The organism is Ruegeria sp. G5 (assembly GCF_056533365.1).
Genome location: NZ_JBQFOK010000008.1, coordinates 166510 through 187007, shown reverse-complemented (window position 1 = coordinate 187007; position 20498 = coordinate 166510). Strand labels below are relative to the sequence as shown.

At 56.6% G+C, this 20498-nt stretch carries 28 protein-coding genes; 10 read left to right on the top strand and 18 right to left on the bottom strand.

The annotated features are described in order from the left end of the window. Positions 1 to 158: 158 nt before the first annotated feature. Entirely contained in the window at positions 159 to 488 is a 330-nt protein-coding gene (locus ACR0BD_RS14990; protein WP_480831626.1) for a DUF1491 family protein, read from the bottom strand. Positions 489 to 543: 55 nt separating this feature from the next. Then, on the bottom strand, positions 544 to 1452 hold the full coding sequence (era, locus tag ACR0BD_RS14985) for a GTPase Era (RefSeq protein ID WP_480831625.1): 909 nt from the start codon (positions 1450 to 1452) through the stop codon (positions 544 to 546). 162 nt (positions 1453 to 1614) lie between these two features. Between era and ACR0BD_RS14980 the strand changes: the two genes are divergently transcribed. Beyond that, positions 1615 to 2991 carry a multicopper oxidase family protein gene (locus tag ACR0BD_RS14980; protein ID WP_480831623.1) on the top strand — a complete coding sequence of 459 codons (1377 nt, stop codon included), beginning with the start codon at positions 1615 to 1617 and terminating at the stop codon, positions 2989 to 2991. A 123-nt stretch (positions 2992 to 3114) separates the two neighbouring features. On the opposite strand, the gene rnc is transcribed toward ACR0BD_RS14980, so the two are convergent. The 9 genes from rnc to folK form a co-directional block, all read right to left on the bottom strand. Then, entirely contained in the window at positions 3115 to 3795 is a 681-nt protein-coding gene (rnc, locus tag ACR0BD_RS14975) for a ribonuclease III (protein WP_480831621.1), read from the bottom strand. Next, positions 3792 to 4631, bottom strand: coding sequence for a signal peptidase I (gene lepB / locus ACR0BD_RS14970; RefSeq protein ID WP_480698563.1), 840 nt, complete (start codon positions 4629 to 4631; stop codon positions 3792 to 3794). The genes rnc and lepB overlap by 4 nt, the downstream gene beginning before the upstream one ends. 57 nt (positions 4632 to 4688) lie before the next feature. Further along, positions 4689 to 5108 carry a holo-ACP synthase gene (gene acpS, locus ACR0BD_RS14965; RefSeq protein ID WP_480831618.1) on the bottom strand — a complete coding sequence of 140 codons (420 nt, stop codon included), beginning with the start codon at positions 5106 to 5108 and terminating at the stop codon, positions 4689 to 4691. Next, a complete protein-coding gene (locus ACR0BD_RS14960) occupies positions 5105 to 5566 on the bottom strand; it encodes an ABZJ_00895 family protein (RefSeq protein WP_480831616.1) in 462 nt (153 codons plus the stop codon). The genes acpS and ACR0BD_RS14960 overlap by 4 nt, the downstream gene beginning before the upstream one ends. A gap of 18 nt (positions 5567 to 5584) precedes the next feature. Beyond that, positions 5585 to 6337 (bottom strand): pyridoxine 5'-phosphate synthase, encoded by a 753-nt coding sequence (locus ACR0BD_RS14955; RefSeq protein ID WP_480831614.1) that lies wholly within the window; start codon positions 6335 to 6337, stop codon positions 5585 to 5587. Next, positions 6330 to 7028: a DUF2062 domain-containing protein gene (locus ACR0BD_RS14950; RefSeq protein ID WP_480698571.1), complete on the bottom strand. Its 699-nt coding sequence runs from the start codon at positions 7026 to 7028 to the stop codon at positions 6330 to 6332. The genes ACR0BD_RS14955 and ACR0BD_RS14950 overlap by 8 nt, the downstream gene beginning before the upstream one ends. Positions 7029 to 7044: 16 nt before the next feature. After that, positions 7045 to 9177 (bottom strand): RelA/SpoT family protein, encoded by a 2133-nt coding sequence (locus ACR0BD_RS14945; protein ID WP_480698573.1) that lies wholly within the window; start codon positions 9175 to 9177, stop codon positions 7045 to 7047. Positions 9178 to 9203: 26 nt separating this feature from the next. After that, a complete protein-coding gene (rpoZ, locus tag ACR0BD_RS14940; protein WP_480831611.1) occupies positions 9204 to 9557 on the bottom strand; it encodes a DNA-directed RNA polymerase subunit omega in 354 nt (117 codons plus the stop codon). 94 nt (positions 9558 to 9651) lie between these two features. After that, positions 9652 to 10221 (bottom strand): 2-amino-4-hydroxy-6-hydroxymethyldihydropteridine diphosphokinase, encoded by a 570-nt coding sequence (gene folK, locus ACR0BD_RS14935; protein WP_480831609.1) that lies wholly within the window; start codon positions 10219 to 10221, stop codon positions 9652 to 9654. Between the two features lie 140 nt (positions 10222 to 10361). On the opposite strand from folK, the gene ACR0BD_RS14930 reads away from it, so the two are divergent. The 7 genes from ACR0BD_RS14930 to ACR0BD_RS14900 all read left to right on the top strand — a co-directional run bounded on the left by ACR0BD_RS14930 (position 10362) and on the right by ACR0BD_RS14900 (position 14802). Beyond that, entirely contained in the window at positions 10362 to 10934 is a 573-nt protein-coding gene (locus ACR0BD_RS14930) for a LabA-like NYN domain-containing protein (protein ID WP_480698578.1), read from the top strand. A gap of 189 nt (positions 10935 to 11123) precedes the next feature. Next, positions 11124 to 12074, top strand: a complete 951-nt coding sequence (gene ispH, locus ACR0BD_RS14925; RefSeq protein WP_480831607.1) for a 4-hydroxy-3-methylbut-2-enyl diphosphate reductase — start codon at positions 11124 to 11126, stop codon at positions 12072 to 12074. Continuing rightward, entirely contained in the window at positions 12071 to 12523 is a 453-nt protein-coding gene (locus ACR0BD_RS14920) for a DUF3429 domain-containing protein (protein ID WP_480698582.1), read from the top strand. The genes ispH and ACR0BD_RS14920 overlap by 4 nt, the downstream gene beginning before the upstream one ends. Then, on the top strand, positions 12520 to 13107 hold the full coding sequence (locus ACR0BD_RS14915; RefSeq protein ID WP_480831605.1) for a class I SAM-dependent methyltransferase: 588 nt from the start codon (positions 12520 to 12522) through the stop codon (positions 13105 to 13107). Before ACR0BD_RS14920 ends, ACR0BD_RS14915 begins: the two co-directional genes overlap by 4 nt. Then, positions 13100 to 13567 carry a ribonuclease HI gene (gene rnhA, locus ACR0BD_RS14910; protein WP_480698586.1) on the top strand — a complete coding sequence of 156 codons (468 nt, stop codon included), beginning with the start codon at positions 13100 to 13102 and terminating at the stop codon, positions 13565 to 13567. The genes ACR0BD_RS14915 and rnhA overlap by 8 nt, the downstream gene beginning before the upstream one ends. Continuing rightward, positions 13564 to 14187: a trimeric intracellular cation channel family protein gene (locus tag ACR0BD_RS14905; RefSeq protein WP_480698588.1), complete on the top strand. Its 624-nt coding sequence runs from the start codon at positions 13564 to 13566 to the stop codon at positions 14185 to 14187. The genes rnhA and ACR0BD_RS14905 overlap by 4 nt, the downstream gene beginning before the upstream one ends. Positions 14188 to 14205: 18 nt before the next feature. After that, complete coding sequence (locus tag ACR0BD_RS14900; protein ID WP_480831603.1) at positions 14206 to 14802, top strand: COG3904 family protein; 597 nt, start codon at positions 14206 to 14208, stop codon at positions 14800 to 14802. Between the two features lie 35 nt (positions 14803 to 14837). On the opposite strand, the gene ACR0BD_RS14895 is transcribed toward ACR0BD_RS14900, so the two are convergent. The 5 genes from ACR0BD_RS14895 to def (ACR0BD_RS14875) are packed head-to-tail and all read right to left on the bottom strand — an operon-like array spanning position 14838 to position 17264. Further along, positions 14838 to 15074 (bottom strand): GlsB/YeaQ/YmgE family stress response membrane protein, encoded by a 237-nt coding sequence (locus ACR0BD_RS14895; RefSeq protein WP_480831601.1) that lies wholly within the window; start codon positions 15072 to 15074, stop codon positions 14838 to 14840. Position 15075: 1 nt separating this feature from the next. Continuing rightward, positions 15076 to 15330: a hypothetical protein gene (locus ACR0BD_RS14890; RefSeq protein ID WP_480698594.1), complete on the bottom strand. Its 255-nt coding sequence runs from the start codon at positions 15328 to 15330 to the stop codon at positions 15076 to 15078. A gap of 16 nt (positions 15331 to 15346) precedes the next feature. After that, positions 15347 to 16252 (bottom strand): methionyl-tRNA formyltransferase, encoded by a 906-nt coding sequence (fmt, locus tag ACR0BD_RS14885; protein WP_480831599.1) that lies wholly within the window; start codon positions 16250 to 16252, stop codon positions 15347 to 15349. 2 nt (positions 16253 to 16254) lie between these two features. Continuing rightward, positions 16255 to 16749, bottom strand: a complete 495-nt coding sequence (gene def, locus ACR0BD_RS14880) for a peptide deformylase (RefSeq protein WP_480831596.1) — start codon at positions 16747 to 16749, stop codon at positions 16255 to 16257. Then, positions 16746 to 17264: a peptide deformylase gene (def, locus tag ACR0BD_RS14875; RefSeq protein ID WP_480698600.1), complete on the bottom strand. Its 519-nt coding sequence runs from the start codon at positions 17262 to 17264 to the stop codon at positions 16746 to 16748. Before def (ACR0BD_RS14875) ends, def (ACR0BD_RS14880) begins: the two co-directional genes overlap by 4 nt. 93 nt (positions 17265 to 17357) lie before the next feature. Between def (ACR0BD_RS14875) and ACR0BD_RS14870 the strand changes: the two genes are divergently transcribed. Next, positions 17358 to 18530: a MalY/PatB family protein gene (locus ACR0BD_RS14870; RefSeq protein WP_480831595.1), complete on the top strand. Its 1173-nt coding sequence runs from the start codon at positions 17358 to 17360 to the stop codon at positions 18528 to 18530. Between the two features lie 35 nt (positions 18531 to 18565). On the opposite strand, the gene ACR0BD_RS14865 is transcribed toward ACR0BD_RS14870, so the two are convergent. Further along, on the bottom strand, positions 18566 to 18919 hold the full coding sequence (locus tag ACR0BD_RS14865; protein WP_480831664.1) for a hypothetical protein: 354 nt from the start codon (positions 18917 to 18919) through the stop codon (positions 18566 to 18568). A 212-nt stretch (positions 18920 to 19131) separates the two neighbouring features. Between ACR0BD_RS14865 and ACR0BD_RS14860 the strand changes: the two genes are divergently transcribed. Next, positions 19132 to 20121, top strand: a complete 990-nt coding sequence (locus ACR0BD_RS14860) for a glutathione S-transferase family protein (protein WP_480831593.1) — start codon at positions 19132 to 19134, stop codon at positions 20119 to 20121. On the opposite strand, the gene ACR0BD_RS14855 is transcribed toward ACR0BD_RS14860, so the two are convergent. Next, a complete protein-coding gene (locus ACR0BD_RS14855; RefSeq protein WP_480698608.1) occupies positions 20103 to 20465 on the bottom strand; it encodes a response regulator transcription factor in 363 nt (120 codons plus the stop codon). The two genes, ACR0BD_RS14860 and ACR0BD_RS14855, sit on opposite strands and share 19 nt — an antisense overlap. Positions 20466 to 20498 lie beyond the last annotated feature (33 nt).

Below are 20498 nucleotides of genomic sequence, written 5' to 3'. Positions count from 1 at the left end.
TGGCTCCATTGTGCCACTAAAGTGGTTTCTAGGAAATCTTATGACTACTGCACGTGCAAGGTACAAACAGGATGACTTTGCCATGGCAAGTTTGCCCAGGCCGCAAATCCGGACGTGCAACCACGTCCCACCGAAAGCCAATGCACATAGGTTCGGAGTTATTCCAACCCTTCCTCATCCAAAAGGTGGCGTCCCTGCCGGTCTTCGACCTCAATCACCCAAAGGTCAGGATCAAAGCTGCGTTGTTTCGAAATGGTGGCGTCCACATCGGCCTCAGGACCGCTTGAAAGTTCGACCCATTTCCTTTCGCCACTCATCAGATCAAAGCTGCGTTGATAGGCGACCGCCTGACCATCCAGAGTGTTCAGCTTGACCAACACCGCACCGGCCGTGTCATCCCCATGCGCCACAACAAAGGCCGGAATCTCCTGAAACCGCAGCCGAGCCAGATAGGCATGCACCCAAAATTCCGCCGTCAGACGTGTCATTGAATCGCCCTGTCCATTGGGCGTAAGAATTTTCGACGAAAATTCTCGGCCCGCGTCATGCGTTGCCGTCTTTGAAGTCTAGCCCCATTTCCGAATAACGCTCGGATTCCTCAAGCCAGTTGGGGCGAACTTTGACCTGCAGAAACAGGTGAATCTTACGGTCGAGGAACTCTTCCAATTCGGCCCGGGCGGCTTGGCTCACGGCTTTAATCGTTTCCCCGCGTTTACCCAGAACAATGCCCTTGTGACCATCTCGCATGACATAGATGACCTGATCAATCTTGGCCGATCCGTCTTTGCGTTCCTCCCAGTTCTCGGTCTCAACCGTCAACTGGTAAGGCAATTCCTGATGCAGCCGCAGGGTCAGTTTCTCTCGCGTCATTTCTGCGGCGATCATCCGCAGGGGAAGGTCCGCAATCTGGTCTTCTGGATAAAGCCATGGACCTTCGGGCAGCTCGGATGCCAACCATTGTCTCAGGTCGTCAACCCCGTGGCCTTTCTCGGCGGAGATCATGAAAGTCTCAGTGAAAGGGTAACGCGTGTTCAAATCGCTGGTCAGCGCCAGCAGTTTTTCGGAAGGTACTTTGTCAATCTTGTTGATGGCCAGCGCCACCTTGCGACCCTGCCCAATCTCTTCAAGACCTTCCAGAATGCGTTCTACGCCTTCGGTGATACCCCGGTGGGCCTCGACCATAAGAACGACGATATCCGCATCCGCCGCCCCACCCCACGCGGCTGCGACCATAGCGCGGTCCAGGCGTCGGCGCGGCTTGAACAGGCCAGGCGTGTCTACAAACACCAACTGCGCGTCACCTTCCATCGCCACACCGCGAATGCGCGCGCGGGTTGTCTGCACCTTGTGCGTCACGATCGAGACCTTAGCCCCGACCATGCGGTTCAGAAGGGTGGATTTGCCTGCGTTGGGCTCTCCGATCAGAGCGATAAATCCGGCGCGTGTGGTCATGTGTCCTGCGATCCTGTTTGCAAGTGCGCACCCCTATAGCAGAAACATTGCGCGGGCCAGAGAGATTTGTCGCATTGCCGCCATGCAGCGAGAGTGCAAAAGACAAATAACGTGCCCAGCCGAACCGAGCCCGGCCACACCACCATTCACGAAAGACATAGAATGAACCGTCGAGAGTTTATTTTAGGCAGCGCTGCTGCCACCGGAGTACTGGGCGCAGGTGCAGTTGGCCTATCGGCGCGCCCTCAGGAGTTGACCATCCAAGCGGCAAGCTACGCCTTGCGCGAACAGATCACCAACGGGATGGTCAGTTTATCACCAAACGCGCCGCCTCCGGTTTTGTATGGCAAACAGGGTGAAGTCATGCGTCTGCCTGTGCGGAACGCTCTGCCTGACTACACAGCTATGCATTGGCATGGGTTGCGTATCCCCAATTCTATGGACGGAGTTCCCTATTTGACGCAGATGCCGATCGGACCAGACGAGGTGTTTGATTACGAGTTCACCCCGCCAGACGCAGGCACCTACTGGTATCATCCGCATTGCATGACAATGGACCAGATGGCGCACGGGCTGACAGGGGTACTGGTTGTCGCTGAGGCCGAAGACCCAGGTTTCGACGGTGAGCAGGTGGTCAATCTGCGTGATTTTCGCCTGGATGAGGCCGGGTCTTTTCTGCCCGCTTACACCGCTCGCGGTGCCGCGCGCTCTGGAACCTTCGGCAACGTTCAAACGGCAAACTGGCAGACAGCTGCAACCTATGACCTTCCAGCGGGCTCATTGGTTCGGTTGCGTGTCGTCAATACCGACACCACCCGGATCTACAAACTGCACCTTAAGGCTAAGGACGCGAAGATCATCGCCTGGGATGGCCATCCAGTCGCGGTCAGCGTTCCGATGCCCAACGCCGAGGATCCTTTACTGCTCGGCCCAGGTCAGCGCGTGGATTTTGCCCTGCGCATGCCCGACAGTGAGGGTGAAACCGTCGATGTGATCGCCAAATTCCCCGGTCAGCCACATCGCGACATGGTCCAATTGCGAGCAACAGGTAAAAACCAGAGACGTGACTTGCGAGAGTTGCAACCACTCGCCACCAACCCAACGGCCAAACCTGATCTGTCAAATGCCGAGCTACATGAGTTCGTATTCGGCTGGACACCTGAAGGCGGTGTTCCGGACAACGGATTCTGCGGTTCTTTGGGGTACAACTTCTGGTCGATAAACCGAACGCCATGGCCCGGAGATGCAGCCTCTGACCTCGGGCCATTGGCGACGTTGGAGATGGGCAAAAGCTATGTTCTGCGTTTACGCAACGAGTCTCCGAACCTGCACCCAATCCACCTGCACGGTTTGGTGTTTACCCCGCTGCGATCTAATCTGCGCACACTGCCACCTTTGCTGACGGATACGATGTTGCTGCTGAAAGACGAGGTGGTTGAGATTGCACTTGTTGCAGACAACCCGGGTGATTGGGCGTTCCATTGCCACGTGATCGAACACCAAAAAACGGGCTTAACAGGGTTTATTCGCGTCATCTGAGTTTCGGATCAGCTGCGCCGATCCGACCAGAAAGGGGGCCAGCCCCCTCGCCCGGATTTCATCCGGGCACACCCCCGGGATATTTCTGGCCAGATGAAGTCGGATCCGACTTAAATCCGCTGGTTATTTCGTTAGATCGTCCAGCAACGCCTTAGCCGCCGCTTGTTCGGCTTGACGCTTAGATCCGGCGGTTGCTTGCGCCTCTTTTCCGTTTTGCAGACGCGCTGCGATGGTGAAAACCGGTGCATGATCTGGCCCGCTGCGCTTTACCTCAATGTAAGCTGGTGGTTTTTGCCCACGGGCCTGCGCCCATTCCTGCAAAGACGTTTTTGCGTCGCGCGCATCTGCTTCGACATTGTGAATGCGCTCTCCCCACAAAGCGAGGATCACATCGCGGGCGGCCTCGAAGCCTGCATCGCGGTAGATTGCGGCAATGACAGCCTCCATTGCGTCACCCAGCAAGGCTTGCTTGCGGCGACCACCAGACAGCATTTCTGAGCGCCCCAGTTTTAACACCGCGCCCAGATCAACCTGTCGGGCCACATCGGCACAGGCCTCTTTTCGGACCAGAGCGTTGAAGCGGGGCGCAAGCTGGCCCTCGGTCGCCTTTTTGTCGGCTTCCAGCAAGGCGGTTGCCATAACAAGACCCAGAACGCGGTCGCCCAGAAATTCGAGGCGCTGATTGTCTGGTCGTGTCGGGGACGAAACAGACCCATGCGTCAGAGCGCGCAACAGCAATTCGGGGTTCTCAAACTCGTACCCCAAACGGTTTTGAAACGCTTTTATCTCGGCTGATAGCTTCAATTGACCGCCTTGAAAAAGCGATCACTGCGCCATGTCCAGAAGAACAGCATCGAACGGCCCGCAGACGAGAACATGATGCGATCTGCACGCCCGATCAGGTTCTCATAGGGCACATAGCCTACACCACCCGCGGATTGCGGCAGACGACTGTCGCTGGAGTTGTCGCGGTTATCGCCCATAAAGAAGTAATGCCCTTCGGGTACCGTGTAGATACCCGTGTTATCCGAAGCCTGATTACCGATATTGAGCACATCATAGGAAACGCCATTTGGCAGCGTCTCGATCACGCGCGATTTCTCGCAAATGGCACCAAACCCGACCGGTCCGTTTTCACAGCGCGGGCGCAAACCCTGCGGCCCCTGTGGCGCCGCGGTTTCGGTAAATACGCCGTCCGGTTGCTGAGGGATGGGCTCGCCGTTCAAAATGATCTGACCAGCCCGGATTTGAATGCGATCGCCCGGCAAACCGATCAGACGTTTGATAAAATCGCGTTCTGTGACTGGGTGGCGGAAAACGATGACGTCCCCGCGTTCAGGCTCACCGCCCCAAAGACGCGAATTGTCACCGCCCGGAAGCCAACCGCAAACATCCTTGGCGTCGATATTCAGGCCGACACTGGGAATGATCACACTGGGGCAAGAGGCGTAGGAATAACCATAGGCCATTTTGTTGACGAACAGAAAGTCACCGATCAACAGGGTTTGTTTCATCGATCCCGACGGAATCCAAAACGGCTGAAAGAACAGCGTGCGGAACACACCCGCGATCAACAACGCATAAACAATGGTCTTGATCGTCTCCCACACGGGATTTCCGGTTTTGACGTCCTCGGCCATACTGCTCTCCGGTCTTTGGTTTGTTGGGGTGCTACATGCGGGGCCTAAGGTGGCAAGTCAAGGCTGTGCCGTACCATCGTGAAGCGGGCGCGCCTCGATCACCACGAAGGCCTGCGCCCAGGGGTGATCGTCTGTCAGCGTAACATGGATGACCGCTTCGTGCCCGGTTGGTGTCATTTCCCTGAGGCGTTCGGCAGCCCACCCGGTTACGTGCATGATCGGCTGACCCGTTTTCAAGTTGGTCACCGACATATCCTTCCACGCGATCCCCATGCGCAAACCGGTGCCCAGCGCCTTGGAACACGCCTCTTTCGCGGCCCAGCGCTTGGCATAGGTACCTGCGGTATCGGCTCGCCGTTCGGCCTTGCGCTGTTCGATATCCGTGAAAACACGGTTCCGAAACCGGTCGCCAAACCGGTCGAGTGTACCTTGAATACGTTCTATATTTGCGAGGTCTGTGCCGATGCCGAGGATCATGTCGCGTTGTCTCTTAGCCGCTGCCTGACCATCGCCCGAAGCTCCATTTTCGTCGACAAACAGAACAGTGCGCTATTGGCAAAGAAAGCAAAACCAGCGGCATAGGCCATGACGCTACCCATTTGGTCAACGCTGTACCAATACATCAATAGTGCCATATGAACTGGCCCGATATTGCTTACCGCTAAAATTAGGTAGGCCGCAGCGTTCACGATAACAAATATCACGGTACCCGAAAGCGCAAAGAACAGCACCTCTCGGAGGTTTGGCATTCGGCTCATGGACCGTGCCGAAACTCGGCCCATTACCATCGCGGCAATGATCGCTGAGATGTATGGAATCCCCACATTCGCAAGATTTATCCCGGTCAAATGCCACAGAATAACAATGGCAATCGGCAACAAAAACCTGATCAGGACGAGTAAGACGCTGTAGCGCCAAAGGGTATCCGAGTTCATAGTCCCATCCTTGTTAGGTCACTCAATTACCCGCGCCTCATCCATCAGGCGGCGCATCTCGGCTATTGCTGGGGTCAGACCCAGGAATATGGCCTCACCAATCAGGAAGTGCCCGATATTCAACTCTCGGACTTCAGGGAAAGCTGCGACGGGCTGGACGGTGTCGTAAGTCAGACCGTGGCCTGCATGAACTTCAAGACCCAGCGAGTGAGCAAAAGTGGACATTTCACGCAGCGCCTCAAGCTCGCGATTGGCATGATCCATGTCCCCTTCGGCGAAGGCGTCGCAATAGGCCCCTGTGTGCAATTCGATAACCTCGGCGCCGATGCGATGTGCGGCCTCGATCTGGCGGCGGTCTGCAGCAATAAAGATGGACACCCGACATCCCGCATCGCGTAAAGGCGCAATGAAATGGGCCAGCTTGTTTTCCTCACGCGCGACCTCCAGCCCGCCTTCGGTGGTACGCTCTTCGCGTTTTTCGGGGACGATGCAAACGGCGTGAGGCTTATGCCGCAAGGCGATTTTCTGCATCTCGGGCGTTGCGGCCATCTCAAAGTTCAGAGGAACGGACAGGACCTCCATCAGACCGTCGATATCGGCATCTGAAATATGACGGCGGTCCTCGCGCAGATGGGCTGTGATACCGTCGGCACCAGCCTCTTCCGCCAGTTTTGCGGCGCGCAGTGGGTCTGGGTAAGCACCGCCGCGGGCATTCCGCACGGTGGCCACGTGGTCAATATTTACGCCCAATCGCAAAGGGTTCTCAGACATCGGTTGATTCCTTTCCCGAATTCTGGCCCGAGACTAGTGGTTTTGTGAGGGGAACGTCAGCCTCGCTTTCGGCCAAACGTTTGATTTCCTCAAATTTCGCTTTGATCTTGGCGCGCCGACGCTGCTGATAGGTGCGGATCAAAGGCAAGCTGAGATAGTGGCAAATAGCCCCGGCCAACAAACCGGGAAGTATGCCACCAATCAAATAAGGAAAGAACACCTCGTCATAGAAAATCCGCAAACCGTACCAATCGGCAACCCGGTCCGTAAACATGGCCAGAAAGTTGTCTTTCAGATCGCCCAGAGCATCAGCGAATTTACCCATCAAGCCGTGGGTATCACCTTCGCGAAACTCGGTGCCCAGCAGAAAATGACCGGTTTGCAGACAGATAACCCCGATGGGAACGTAGGTCAGTGGGTTCCCAAAGAATGTCCCGCTCAGGGCTGCAAGGATATTGCCGTTGATCATGCGCGCCAGAAAGGCGGCTATGAAAAAGTGGAACCCGTAAAACGGCGTGAACGCTGCAAATACGCCGGCACCAATTCCCCGCGCGATCCGCTCAGGCGAGTCCGGCAATCGGCGGACACGGTGTTTGACGTAGTGAAAAGCCCGGGTCCATCCACCCCGCGGATAGACGAATTCTGATGCGATCTGGACAGGCGAGCGTCGATCTCGGCGCTTGAAAACCACTCCTGATCACCCCTTCTCAACCAGCCGCCACGGCGGTCTTGGTCCTGTCTCTGAACCGTTCGACCGCTGCGACGTCGCTTTCCGCTTCGAGCATCAGCATCAGTGAGTGAAGCTGTTCCAGGTCGCGCAGTTCGACATTGATCAGCAATCGGTAAAAATCCGGTTTGCGGTCGACGAATTCGAGGTTCGAGATATTGGCCTTTTTCTCACCGATCAACGTGCAGATGCGTCCCAATACACCGGCATCATTCCCAATCGTCACATCGATCGTTGCGCCGTAAACGGCGGGGTGCGTCCCCGAATGCCAGTGCAGGTCGACCCACCGATCGGGCTCTCCTTCGAATTCGGACAGTCGATCACAGTCGATGGCATGCACGACAACGCCCTTGCCGCGATACGTAATTCCAACGATCCGCTCACCCGGCAGAGGCTGACAGCAAGGCGCGCGGTCAAACTTCTGACCGGGCTCAAGGCCGATCACCGCGCGGCGCAGCGGAATGGCGTCGCCCTCATCCTGCGTCAGTTCAGGATAAACAGCGCTGACCACATCATGAGCCGTCAACTCGGCACTACCCAACCGCGCAAGCAGTTCGTGGCGATCTTTGAGGCGCAAGTGTTTCGCAGCCGTATCCAACGCTTTTTCGGTTGCCTTGCGGCCGACATGTTCAAAACCCGATCGCGCCAGTTCCTTGCCGAGTTTGATGAACCGTTCCCGGTCTACTTCGCGCAGCGCACGACGAATGGCTGTGCGCGCCTTACCGGTGACCGCGATTTCAAGCCATGTGACCTGCGGTGTCTGGCCATCCGCAGTGATGACATCAACGGATTGCCCGTTCTTGATCCGCGTCCAAAGCGGAACCCGTATACCGTCCACTTTGGCGCCGACACAAGCGTGCCCGATACGCGTGTGGATTGCGTAGGCAAAATCAATCGGGGTCGCACCGCGCGGTAGCTTGACCACATCACCCTTTGGTGTGAAGCAAAACACCTGGTCCGAATACATCTCAAGCTTGACCGCCTCGAGGAAGTCTTCGTGGTCATCTTCGCTGTCGAATTGTTCGGTCAGGTTGGAAATCCACTTGGCCGGGTCAACGGCAAACGGGTTTTCAGATCGCACCCCATCGCGATAGGACCAGTGCGCCGCCACACCGGTTTCGGCCACGTCGTGCATCTGTCGCGTGCGGATCTGCACTTCGACCCGTTTGCCGTCGCGGCCAGACACAGTTGTATGGATCGAACGATATCCGTTGGATTTTGGCTGACTGATGTAATCTTTGAACCGACCAGGAACCGCGCGCCAGCGTTGGTGGATCGCGCCCAACGTCCGATAACAGTCTTCTTCGGTCTGAGTGATGATACGAAAGCCATAGATGTCGGACAAACGGGAAAAGCCCTGATCCTTTTCCTGCATCTTGCGCCAGATCGAATAGGGTTTCTTGGCGCGACCGAATACCTCTGCCTCGATACCGGCCTTTTCCAGCTCATGCCGCATATCGCCAGTGATCCGATGGATCACGTCCCCGGTTTCACGTTGCAAAGTGATAAAACGGCGAATGATCGACTGGCGACCTTCGGGGTTCAGCACGCGGAAGGCAAGGTCTTCCAATTCCTCGCGCATCCATTGCATCCCCATACGACCCGCAAGCGGCGCGTAGATATCCATCGTCTCGCGCGCCTTGACGACCTGCTTTTCAGGACGCATCGCCTTGATGGTACGCATATTGTGCAAACGGTCGGCCAGCTTGACCAGAATAACCCGAAGGTCCTTGGACATCGCCATGAACAGCTTGCGGAAATTCTCAGCTTGCTTGGTTTCACGACTGGACAGCTGAAGGTTGGTCAGCTTGGTGACGCCATCGACCAGCTTGGCAACTTCATCCCCGAACAACTCGGACACCTTGCCGTAGTTGGCCTTGGTGTCCTCGATCGTGTCATGCAACAGGGCGGTAATGATCGTAGCGTCATCCAGACGCTGTTCGGTCAGGATAGCGGCTACGGCAACAGGGTGGGTAAAGTAGGGTTCGCCCGAGTGGCGAAACTGGCCTTCATGCATCTGCTGCCCGAATTCATAAGCCCGGGCGATGCGGTCGGCATTTGTCTTTGGGTTGTAGTTGCGGACCAGCGCAATCAGATCGTCAGCAGAAATCATCCGGTCCGCACCTTCGTTCGAGGGGTTTACCCCTGGCCTTGAGCCTCCATCAGAGCGCGCAGCAGCTTTTCTTCGGACATATCGTCATCTGCAGGCTTGTCCGATTCCGCACCCATCAACAGTGCCATCTGATCTTCTTCTGGCTCGTCGATCTCAATCTGGGTCTGGTTGGCTTCGATCAGACGCTCGCGCAGCTCGTCGGCGCTTTGGGTTTCATCGGCAATCTCACGCAGAGACACGACCGGGTTTTTGTCGTTGTCACGATCGACGGTGATCTGGCCTCCGGCGGAAATCTCGCGCGCACGATGGGCGGCAAGCATTACCAATTCGAACCGGTTTGGAACCTTGTCTACGCAATCTTCAACCGTCACGCGGGCCATGGGGCGCTCTCCGTTACTGAATCCATGTCAGGAAGAGGTTTATCTAAGGGCGAATCCCCGCCTTGACAAGCAGGAAATGCTGCAATCGCACCAATCACAAAGGGGTGACGGCCGCGATATCTTCGGCCGGCAGGTCCATCAGCATTTCGCGAACGGTTCGACCCGATACCGGGTGCCGCCATTCAGGAGCAACATCTGCCATCGGGACCAGCACAAATGCACGATCCTGCAGCCGGGGATGAGGCAGGATCAATTGCTCGGGCGCCGACTGCCTCTGCTCGTCTGCAGACAATGAAAGCCAGCGGTCATATTCCGCCCGATCGGGTAAGATCAGATCCCCAAAACAGACCAGATCCAGGTCCAAAGTACGCATCCCCCAACGTTGCACCCTTTCGCGCCCGAACTCGTGCTCGACCTGATGCAACAAGTTCAGCAACTCCAAAGGTTCCAGGTCGGTCTGGATACTAGCCGCAGCATTGACGTAATCCGGACCCGCCCCAGCAGGGAAACAAGGGGTTTCAAAAAAGCGGCTGACGGCGCGAATCATCACACCCTGACGCGAAATTGCGTCAATTGCCTTTTCAAGTGTCACCTTGGGCCCCCAACCACTCAAATTGAGATTCGCCCCCAGTGCGATCACTACTTCTGACGTAAATTTGCGCATTCTACTCCCTATATTCGGTGAATTGCATACTTGCGATACACATTAAATGCCCTAATTATAGGCTGATCAGCGCGTCGCCAATTTCCTGGACTCACTCACGTAACACCCGGCGCTCTGGTTGATACCGGAAGGACCTATTTATGTTTTATAAAGACGAACGGCTAGCGCTGTTCATCGACGGCTCGAATCTTTACGCAGCCGCAAAAGCACTGGGATTTGACATCGACTACAAACTGCTGCGCCAGGAATTCATGCGCCGCGGTAAAATGCTTCGTGCTTTCTACTACACAGCGCTATTGGAAAACGACGAGTATTCGCCGATCAGACCCTTGGTAGACTGGCTGCATTACAACGGCTTCACCATGGTCACCAAACCGGCCAAGGAATACACTGACAGCATGGGGCGTCGGAAAGTCAAAGGAAATATGGATATCGAACTGACCGTCGATGCCATGGAACTGGCACCGCGCGTGGATCATATCGTGCTGTTTTCGGGCGATGGGGATTTCCGCCCGCTGATAGCCAGCCTGCAGCGTCAGGGTGTTCGCGTCTCGGTGGTCTCTACCATCCGCAGCCAGCCGCCGATGATTTCGGACGAGCTGCGCCGTCAGGCCGACAACTTCATCGAGCTTGAGGACCTGCGCGACGTGATCGGCCGCCCTCCGCGTGATGTACCCATGGAGCCGCGCAGCGTTGCGGCTGGTGGGCAATAATTTCCGGTCACTCAAAACCGGAATGGAAATCGGCGCGGTCAGGATAAACACCCTGACCGCGCTTCTTTAACTAGGAACAGGTGCTCAAACATCTGTTTGCTAGCACTGATTCATGTCAGTTCAGTGACGCAGTCCTGTCTGGACCAAGGCCAGGAAAAGACTTACCTGTGGCCTTAAGGAGAACGCGACATGAATAAGCCACCCCTGACCCTGTATCTTGCCGCCCCGCGCGGGTTTTGTGCCGGCGTGGATCGCGCGATCAAGATCGTCGAGATGGCGCTGCAGAAATGGGGCGCACCGGTATATGTGCGCCACGAGATCGTGCACAACAAGTTTGTCGTCGACGGGCTGCGGGAAAAAGGTGCTGTCTTCGTCGAAGAGTTGACGGAATGCCCAGACGACCGTCCGGTCATCTTCTCGGCGCATGGGGTCCCAAAATCCGTGCCCGCCACGGCAGAGCAGCGCCAGATGATCTACGTGGACGCGACTTGCCCCCTTGTGTCCAAAGTGCATGTCGAGGCGCAACGCCACGCGGATGCAGGCTTGCAGATGATCATGATTGGCCACAAAGGTCACCCCGAGACCGTGGGCACGATGGGTCAATTGCCCGAAGGTGAGGTCCTACTGGTTGAGACCGTCGAAGACGTTGCCAACGTACAGGTGCGCAACCCTGACAAGCTGGCTTTCGTGACCCAGACGACCTTGTCGGTCGATGACACCAAGGACATCATAGCAGCGCTTGAGGCACGGTTTCCTGCGATCGTTGGGCCGCATAAAGAAGACATCTGCTATGCGACCACCAACAGGCAAGAGGCCGTCAAAGCCGTTGCGCCCAAATCCGACGCCCTTTTGGTGGTGGGCGCGCCGAACTCGTCAAACTCGCGCCGACTGGTCGAGGTTGCCGCGCGCGCAGGGTGCAACTACGCGCAGCTTGTACAGCGCGCGACCGAGATCGATTGGCGTGCTTTAAAAGGCATTTCGTCTGTCGCGATTACGGCAGGTGCATCTGCCCCCGAGGTATTGGTTAACGAGGTCATCGAGGCCTTTCGCGACCATTACGACGTCACCGTTGAACTGGTCGAGACAGCCGTCGAACACGTCGAATTCAAAGTTCCACGTGTCTTGCGGGAACCAGTATGAACGGTATTCCAAAGGCCCCGCTATTTCTGGGCTTGGCCGGACTGATCCCATTCATTTGGGGGGCGCTGACCTATCTGAACGGCGATTTGAACGATTGGGGCCGTGAGGCTTTGGGGTCTCGCTTCGTAGGGCCCTACATTCAACTGTTCTATGGCTCTGTAATCCTGAGTTTCATGTCAGGCGTGCTGTGGGGGTTTGCCACCAAAACATCGGGGGCAAGGGCCGCAACCTGCTACACGCTGTCCGTGCTGCCAGCCCTTTGGGCGTTCTTTCAAACGGGCGGCGGGCCTGTGGCGGCTGGCACGAACCTCATGTGGGGGTTTGCCGGGTTGCTTTTGTTGGATGCCGTGTTCTCTTATTGGCGACTGACACCGGTTTGGTGGATGCGTCTGCGTATGCTTTTGACCGCTGTTGTTTTGGCCTGTCTTGCCGTCGGAGTGTTTTTGTGAGCGATCAAAGAACGATCAACGCCTATACCACACGAGTCGCCGAATACCTGAGCGTCCCTCTGCCCGCCGAACAGATCGAAGCCCGCATGGCCTTTGCCGAAGCCGTTGGGGTTGGCGGGTATGTGCTGGACCTTGGCGCAGGGCCCGGGGCAGACAGCAGCTTTTTCCTGCGTCAGGGGCTTAATGTCCGTGCTGTGGACGCCACGCCAGCTTTCGTCGAACATGCCCGCGAAAATGGCGTGGATGCGCATCTGAGCACCTTTGACGACCTGACCGAAGTCGACGAATACGATGGCGTATACGCAAGCTTTTCCTTGTTGCACGCCCCGCGCGAGAAATTCCCTGTTCATTTGGCCGCCATACACAAGTCACTGAAACCAAAAGGGATCCTGTTTCTTGGGTTAAAGCTTGGCACGGGTGAACACCGTGACGATCTGGACCGCTATTATACCTATTTTTCCCAGACCGAGATCGAAGAGGCGCTGTCGCTGACAGGTTTCACCATCGACCAGATCACGACCGGCATGGGCACAGGTTTGGCCGGATCCTATGACGGGTTTATTCTGGTACTCGCGCATGCCTGAGCTCTTTGCATATACCGACGGTGCGTGCTCCGGCAATCCCGGCCCCGGCGGCTGGGGCGTTCTGCTGCGCGCAATGGACGGGGACACCGTTCTGAAAGAGCGTGAGTTAAACGGTGGAGAGGCCGAAACAACCAACAACCGGATGGAGCTTTTGGCTGCCATAAGTGCCCTTGAGACACTGGACCGCGCCTCGAAAATCACCGTGGTTACAGACAGCGCCTATGTAAAAAACGGCGTCACAGGCTGGATCTTTGGGTGGAAACGGAACGGTTGGAAAACCTCGAACAAGAAGCCCGTCAAGAATGTCGATCTGTGGCAGCGGCTGGATGAGGCGCAGACCCGCCATGATGTCACATGGGAATGGGTCAAGGGTCACGCGGGCCATCCGGAAAACGAGAAAGCCGATGAACTGGCCCGTGCCGGCATGGCGCCCTTCAAGCCCAAAAAGGCTCAGGCGTGAGCTGGCTTGCCCTGCTTGATTACGCTTCGGTTCTGGTCTTTGCGCTGACAGGTGCACTTGTGGCCAGCCGAGCGCAGCTTGATCTTGTCGGATTTGCATTTATCGCCTGTCTGACCGCTGTAGGTGGTGGAACCGTTCGCGACTTGCTGTTGGATCGGCACCCTGTTTTCTGGGTTGGGCAGCCTGACTACATCCTTATTGCGACGGGCGCAGCGGTGCTGGTGTTCTTTACCGCGCATCTCGTGGAAAGCCGCTACAATTGGCTGATCTGGCTGGACAGTTTCGCTTTGTCTATCGCTGTGGCTGCGGGATCGGCCGCGGCTTTGTCATTGAACCAATCCGGGATCGTTGTTGTTTTGATGGGTATTGCCACCGGATGTCTGGGTGGACTGATGCGCGATGTTGTTTGCAACGAAGTTCCTTTGGTCCTCAAACAAGGCGAACTCTATGTCTCATGCGCGTTTGCAGGGGCAATCACGGCGGTGATGGCCAATCGGGCCGGTTTTGATGACCTGGCCGTGCTAGGAGCATGCGCTTTGATTTGTTGGGTGTTACGGGCAGGCTCGTTGCTGTTTGGCCTCAGGCTGCCCGTCTATAAAAGCCGCCCGCCACGCCGTTAGAAAAGGGGCCATGTTCGCATGAAATGGAAGTTTTACGCCGCAGGCTTTGCACTGCTGACCGCCTGCGCCCCGCAATACACCCCTGTCAGCTTTGTGTCCCAAGGCGACAGGATCATTGCGACAGGCGCAATCGACCACACAACTCTGGACGCATTTCTACAAGCGTCGGCGCAAAATCCTGATGCCAAAACCCTGGTTCTGCAGCATATCGAGGGCTCGGTTGACGACGAAGCGAATGTCATCTTTTCACGGGTCGTCCGGGAGCGGGGGTTCAACACGCTTGTACCCTCGGATGGACTGGTTGCCTCGGGCGGTACCGATCTGTTTCTGGCTGGACGTCAGCGTACGCTTGAACCGGGGGCCTGCGTCGGCGTTCACAGTTGGGGCGGCTTCAACATCGAAGGCAGCGAGCTGCCTAAGGACGATCCGGAACATAAACGCTATCTGGATTACTACACTGACATCGGCGTAGATGAGGACTTCTACTGGTTTACGCTTGAAGCAGCGCCAGCCGACGGCATGCACTGGATGAATACAACTGAAGCCGTGCTTTACGGGACGGCAACGGGCCAAACACCGCAGCTTGGGTCAGCGGAAACATGTGACGCACGCTAACCAGATGCCAGTTAAAAGTACGGGAAAACGGCGAACTAACGACGCAGATACGTTTTCCAAACCCAGATCACCAGCAAGGCGCCAAGAACGGCGCCGACAAAGCCAGACAGCCAGCCGGATACGGCAATCAGCGCGCGCAACAGGAACCCGCCCACCAAAGCGCCGACAATCCCGATGAGCATCGTGGTTGGGATATCCGCCTCAATCCGCATCAAGCGGGTGGCCAGAAATCCCGCTGCGGCTCCGATGATAATGAGGGCAATAACCGGCACGCTATTTTCTCCAATGGGTTGGAACGATGATAAGCGCTCCGATCGAAGAGACAATGGCGTTCAACCCCGGCGACCCGAAGGCAAAGCCAAATCCGAACATCCTGCGCAACATGATCTGTGCGAAATAGAAAAGAAACGCACCGCCAATACATATAATGATGGATTGAAGATATCCGTTGCGCGTGAACCCCGACTTCTCGGACAGCGATCCAACGGCCGCCGCAATCAGCACTGTACCGATTAATGTCAAATACACCTGGATCGTCCCTTTGTTATAGTTGACTGCCTTTGGTCACGTTCCAACCGCGCAGAAATGTCTCTGCATCCTGTGCGCCCTTGCCCGCCCTTTGAAGGCGCAGCAGATCAACGGCCCCATCTCCACATGCAACCCGCAAAGAATCGTTGAGAACCTCACCGGGGGCGCCGTGCCCATCCACAAGCCGAGAGGCCAGCAACTTAACCCGTTCGCCCTGAATCTCGGTCCATGCGCCGGGAAAGGGTGACAGCCCACGGATCAGGCGGTCAATCTCAATGGCTGGCCTCGCCCAATCGACCCGCGCCTCGGATTTATCGATTTTGGATGCGTAGGTCACTCCGTCCTCTGGCTGAGGTTCTGGAGTGAGATCTGGCAAACATGTCAGGGCCTGCACGATCAGGTCCGCCCCCATCTCAGACAGTCGGTCATGCAATTGCGCTGTCGTCTCTTCGGCCCCAATGTCTGTCGCTGCGCGCAAAAGGACGGGGCCCGTGTCCAGACCAGCCTCCATCTGCATGATACAGATGCCCGTTTGCGCGTCACCCGCCATGATCGCACGATGAATCGGCGCGGCACCGCGCCAGCGGGGGAGCAGGCTTGCGTGGATATTCAAGCATCCGTGCCGCGGCGCATCCAGAACCGGTTGCGGCAACAACAAGCCATAGGCCACGACGACTGCCACATCCGCGTTCAGTTCGGCAAAACTGGCCTGTTCTTCCGCAGACTTCAGGGAAACCGGGTGGCGAACAGTCAGGCCCAGCGCGGTCGCGCGCGCATGCACCGGCGTTGGACGATCTTTCTTGCCACGCCCCGCCGGACGCGGAGGCTGGCAATAAACGGCCACGATTTCATGCCCCGCCGCGACCAGCGCATCCAGAACCGGAACAGAGAAATCCGGCGTTCCCATGAAAACAACGCGCATTTTCAGCCCTGCTTTTTCGCTTTTCTCAGCAACATATCCCGCTTCACTTTGCTGAGGCGGTCAAAGTACATCCTGCCATTCAAATGGTCGATTTGATGCTGAACACTCGTCGCCTCAATACCAACAAAGTCTCGGCGATCAATGAAACCCTTGTCGTTCAGAAACTTGACCGTCACTGCGCGCGGGCGTTTTATCTTGGCGGACACGCCGGGCAAGTTTGGGCTGGCCTCATCATGTTCTCGCAGCTCTACCGAACTGTGCAGGATTTCCGGGTTCGCCAGACGCGTGGCCCGGCCCCGTTCCGCCGACCCGTCAACGACGGCCAGTCGCAACATCACACCGATTTGAGGCGCTGCAAGGCCGACCCCCGGCATTGCCTCCATCGTGTCGATCATGTCTTGCCAAATGGCGCGAATGTCATCGGTGATTTCGGTCACATCTTCGGCCTTGGTCCGAAGACGTTTGTCGGGCCAGGGCAAACAGGGCCGAACGCTCATGCGCGGGCCTGCTCGCGTTTCAGCTTTTGCATCTTACGTGTGATCATCTGACGCTTCAGCGGTTTGAGGTAGTCGATGAATAGCTTGCCGTTCAAATGGTCAATCTCATGCTGAACGCATGTCGCCCATAGGCCATCAAACGTTTCCTGGCACGCGTTGCCGTCCTGGTCCATCCAGGTTACGTCCACAACCTTGGGGCGGGTTACGTCCGCATATTGGTCGGGAATCGACAGGCAGCCTTCCTCGTACACATTGGTTTCATCCGAAGATGCGATGATCTCGGGGTTGAACATGACCAATGGGCGCGGTTTCTCGCCCTCTTCTTTGACGCAATCCAACACGATCAACCGGTCCAGCACCCCAATCTGCGGCGCAGCCAGGCCAATACCGGGCGCATCGTACATGGTCTCCAGCATGTCGTCGGCCAGCTTGCGCAGCTCGTCCGACAGATCCGCCACGGGGGTACAGACCTTTTTCAGGCGGGGATCGGGATGGATCAGAATATTACGTTTCATGAGGTTGATTTATGCCATCGCACGCTTCACCGCAACGCCCCCTTGCACCTGCCGAGATAGAGATTAGCTTTCGACCCGACAGATGGAGAAGACATGACTTTCAACGACCTGATCGACCGCCGGGGAACCAACAGTTCAAAATGGGACAAGATCGAAAGGATCTATGGCATCTCACCCGAGGATGGGTTGGCCATGTGGACCGCCGATTCCGATTACCCGACGGCTCCGTGCGTGGTTGATGCGGTCAGGCGCGCGGCCGATCACGGGGTGTTTGGTTATTCCTGGATGCACCCCGACTATCTGTCATCCGTTCAATGGTGGATGAAAAACCGGCATGGCTGGGATATCGACACCGATTGGATTTTGACCTCGCAAGGGTTGGGCAACGCGATCGCCCTTTGTATCGACGTCTGGACCCAGCATGGCGACGGCGTCGTCATATTCACCCCGGTCTACCATGAGTTCGCGCATAAGGTGAACAAAGCCGGGCGCCGCGTGGTCGAGTGCCCGTTGAAACGTGCCGGAGACGGTTACGACCTTGATCTGGAAGACGCGCAGTCTCGGCTGAACGGAACAGAGAAGCTGTTGCTGTGGTGTTCGCCTCAGAACCCCTCGGGACGGGTGTGGTCAGCGGATGAACTGCGCGCGGTCGCAGCCTTTGCCGAACGGAATGGGCTGATCCTTGTGTCGGATGAAATCCACCATGATCTGGTCTATCCCGGCAGCACGTTTGTTCCCATGGACGTCGCCGCCCCGGATGCCCGCCCTTGGACAGTCACCCTGACCGCAGCATCCAAGACATTTAACATCGCCGGTCAGCGGACCGGAAACATCATCATCCCTGACGCTAAACTGCGCGCTGAGATGCGCCACCGGATTCAAACACTTGACTATGACCCGAGCGCTTTGGGCGTGGCCATGATCACCGCCGCCTATACGCCCGAAGGTGCGGCCTGGGCTGATCAGCAAGTCGCGCATTTGGCCGAAAACTGTCGCGTGTTTGATGCAGCTATCGCAGAGATACCCGGCCTTTGGTCAATGCCCCTTAAGGCGACGTATCTAGCATGGGTCGATTTTTCTGGCACAGGCATGGACCATGCCGAGTTCATCCGACGTCTGCGCGAGGATGCAAAGATCGCCACGTCTCCGGGTCCCGGTTTCGGCGCGGGTGGTGAGACGTTCGAGCGTTTCAATCTGGCTACGCAACGAAGCCGCGTCGAAGAGGCCTGTGAACGCTTGAAACGCGCTTTTTCAGATCTGCAGTAACCAATCACCCAGCGGTCAACCCGCTGGGTCTTGCTTTAATCTTCTTTGCCCAACAGCGCGATAGGCGCGTCCGGCGCAAGATAGAAATCCAGCGGTGCTCTGTCGGCGGCGGCCGTGCTGCGCTTGAATTCGTAGCGCATTTCACCCGCTTCATCCTGATCTGCAATGATCAGGCATTGGTACAAATGGTTGGCACCATCGTAGATATCGACCAGACCGCGCAGACGCGGCGTAGTTTCGGCCTCAACCGTAAAACCGTCTTTCCACAATCTTAAAATCTTAAACGTATTGTCGCCGTATTCGACACGAAGGCGGCTGGTTTTCTTCAGACCCGCGATTCGCGCCGCATCTAATTCGGCGCTTATTTCCTTTGAAACATAAGTAGACATAACAAATTTCCCCCGCAGCGGACTCCATTCTGAAGGACTGAATGTAAAAATCCAGTAAAACGAAGTGCATGAGAGCCGTAATTCACGACCTGTTGCACTGAGATACCCGGCCAACCTGTGCACAGACGCAGGTCACGTGCGCGTTGCAACGCATAGGAACTGGCGCATGCGCAACCTATGTTTTCCGAAACCGGAATTCGGAGGAAATCAGCATGGGCTTGTTGGTCGACGGCAAATGGCACGACACATGGTATGATACAAAATCCAGCGGCGGCGCGTTCAAACGCAGCGCTGCGCAGTTCCGCAACTGGTTGACCGCGGATGGCAGCCCCGGCCCGTCCGGCAAGGGCGGCTTTAAGGCCGAACCAGATCGCTACCACCTGTATGTCAGTCATGCCTGTCCTTGGGCCCATCGCACATTGATTTTTCGCGAGTTGAAAGGGTTGAACGACCTGATCTCGGTTTCGGTCGTGCACCCGGATATGCTGGATCAAGGCTGGACTTTTGAAACCGACGACAAAGGGGCAACGGGCGACGACCTCTACGGACTAACCTACGCCCATCAGATCTATACCAAAGCTGATCCGGCCTATTCCGGTCGTGTGACTGTGCCTATCCTTTGGGACAAGCAGCAAGAAACGATCGTGTCGAATGAGAGTTCGGAAATCATTCGGATGTTCAATTCGGCTTTCGACGGGATCACCGGAAACACGGACGAGTATTGGCCCGAGGCGATGCGAGAGCAGATCGAAGAGGTCAACGCTCGTATCTATTCCGACGTGAATAATGGTGTTTACAAGTCCGGTTTCGCAACAAGCCAGGCTGCCTATGACGCGGCAGTTAACCCGTTATTCGATACGCTCGACTGGCTTGAAGAGCGCCTGTCGCAAAACCGCTATCTTATGGGTGATCGCGTCACCGAAGCCGACTGGCGGTTGTTTACCACGCTGATCCGGTTCGATCCGGTGTACCACCTGCATTTCAAATGCAACCGGCACCGCCTGATCGACTATCCCAACCTTTGGGCCTACACGCGTGAGCTGTACCAATGGCCGGGCGTTGCATCGACGGTCAACTTGGACCATATCGTCCGCCACTACCATTACAGCCACGAGAGCATTAATCCCCATCGGATCATCCCGACTAACCCCCTGCTGGACTACACAGAGCCGCACGGCCGCGGTCAGCGTCCCGCAGCATAATGCTCAACCAACGCCGCCAGATCTTCGGGCGGCGTTGCGCTTTGAACATAGGCACAGGCGTTTGCACTATGAGCAAAGATTGAACCATCCGAAAAAAATGTGGTGTTGGTGACAAAGATCACCCGCGCCTCGGGGCGGCGATAGCTGGCAAAATCAGCAACAGCCAGGGCGCTGCCGGTTTCCAACACAAGATCCAGAACGATTATGTCGAACTCGGCCCCATAAAGCGCCAGTATCGCGGCTTCTTGCCCGCTGACCAAAGTGACTTCAGCCCCCTGCCGTTCAAGGTGCCGCGTCCAGACCCGACCTAAGTCGGGGTTACTCTCAACAATCAAAACATTCATAAGTGACAACCTCGGCACGTTTTGTGGTGAGCG

Excerpts from the sequence above, each read along its gene's own strand:
- ACR0BD_RS14990 (WP_480831626.1), bottom strand. The coding sequence starts at position 488 with ATGACACGTCTGACGGCGGAATTTTGGGTGCATGCCTATCTGGCTCGG.
- era (WP_480831625.1), bottom strand. The coding sequence starts at position 1,452 with ATGACCACACGCGCCGGATTTATCGCTCTGATCGGAGAGCCCAACGCA.
- ACR0BD_RS14980 (WP_480831623.1), top strand. The coding sequence starts at position 1,615 with ATGAACCGTCGAGAGTTTATTTTAGGCAGCGCTGCTGCCACCGGAGTA.
- lepB (WP_480698563.1), bottom strand. The coding sequence starts at position 4,631 with ATGGCCGAGGACGTCAAAACCGGAAATCCCGTGTGGGAGACGATCAAG.
- acpS (WP_480831618.1), bottom strand. The coding sequence starts at position 5,108 with ATGATCCTCGGCATCGGCACAGACCTCGCAAATATAGAACGTATTCAA.
- ACR0BD_RS14960 (WP_480831616.1), bottom strand. The coding sequence starts at position 5,566 with ATGAACTCGGATACCCTTTGGCGCTACAGCGTCTTACTCGTCCTGATC.
- ACR0BD_RS14955 (WP_480831614.1), bottom strand. The coding sequence starts at position 6,337 with ATGTCTGAGAACCCTTTGCGATTGGGCGTAAATATTGACCACGTGGCC.
- ACR0BD_RS14945 (WP_480698573.1), bottom strand. The coding sequence starts at position 9,177 with ATGATTTCTGCTGACGATCTGATTGCGCTGGTCCGCAACTACAACCCA.
- rpoZ (WP_480831611.1), bottom strand. The coding sequence starts at position 9,557 with ATGGCCCGCGTGACGGTTGAAGATTGCGTAGACAAGGTTCCAAACCGG.
- folK (WP_480831609.1), bottom strand. The coding sequence starts at position 10,221 with ATGCGCAAATTTACGTCAGAAGTAGTGATCGCACTGGGGGCGAATCTC.
- ACR0BD_RS14930 (WP_480698578.1), top strand. The coding sequence starts at position 10,362 with ATGTTTTATAAAGACGAACGGCTAGCGCTGTTCATCGACGGCTCGAAT.
- ispH (WP_480831607.1), top strand. The coding sequence starts at position 11,124 with ATGAATAAGCCACCCCTGACCCTGTATCTTGCCGCCCCGCGCGGGTTT.
- ACR0BD_RS14920 (WP_480698582.1), top strand. The coding sequence starts at position 12,071 with ATGAACGGTATTCCAAAGGCCCCGCTATTTCTGGGCTTGGCCGGACTG.
- rnhA (WP_480698586.1), top strand. The coding sequence starts at position 13,100 with ATGCCTGAGCTCTTTGCATATACCGACGGTGCGTGCTCCGGCAATCCC.
- ACR0BD_RS14900 (WP_480831603.1), top strand. The coding sequence starts at position 14,206 with ATGAAATGGAAGTTTTACGCCGCAGGCTTTGCACTGCTGACCGCCTGC.
- fmt (WP_480831599.1), bottom strand. The coding sequence starts at position 16,252 with ATGCGCGTTGTTTTCATGGGAACGCCGGATTTCTCTGTTCCGGTTCTG.
- def (WP_480831596.1), bottom strand. The coding sequence starts at position 16,749 with ATGAGCGTTCGGCCCTGTTTGCCCTGGCCCGACAAACGTCTTCGGACC.
- def (WP_480698600.1), bottom strand. The coding sequence starts at position 17,264 with ATGAAACGTAATATTCTGATCCATCCCGATCCCCGCCTGAAAAAGGTC.
- ACR0BD_RS14870 (WP_480831595.1), top strand. The coding sequence starts at position 17,358 with ATGACTTTCAACGACCTGATCGACCGCCGGGGAACCAACAGTTCAAAA.
- ACR0BD_RS14865 (WP_480831664.1), bottom strand. The coding sequence starts at position 18,919 with ATGTCTACTTATGTTTCAAAGGAAATAAGCGCCGAATTAGATGCGGCG.
- ACR0BD_RS14860 (WP_480831593.1), top strand. The coding sequence starts at position 19,132 with ATGGGCTTGTTGGTCGACGGCAAATGGCACGACACATGGTATGATACA.
- ACR0BD_RS14855 (WP_480698608.1), bottom strand. The coding sequence starts at position 20,465 with ATGAATGTTTTGATTGTTGAGAGTAACCCCGACTTAGGTCGGGTCTGG.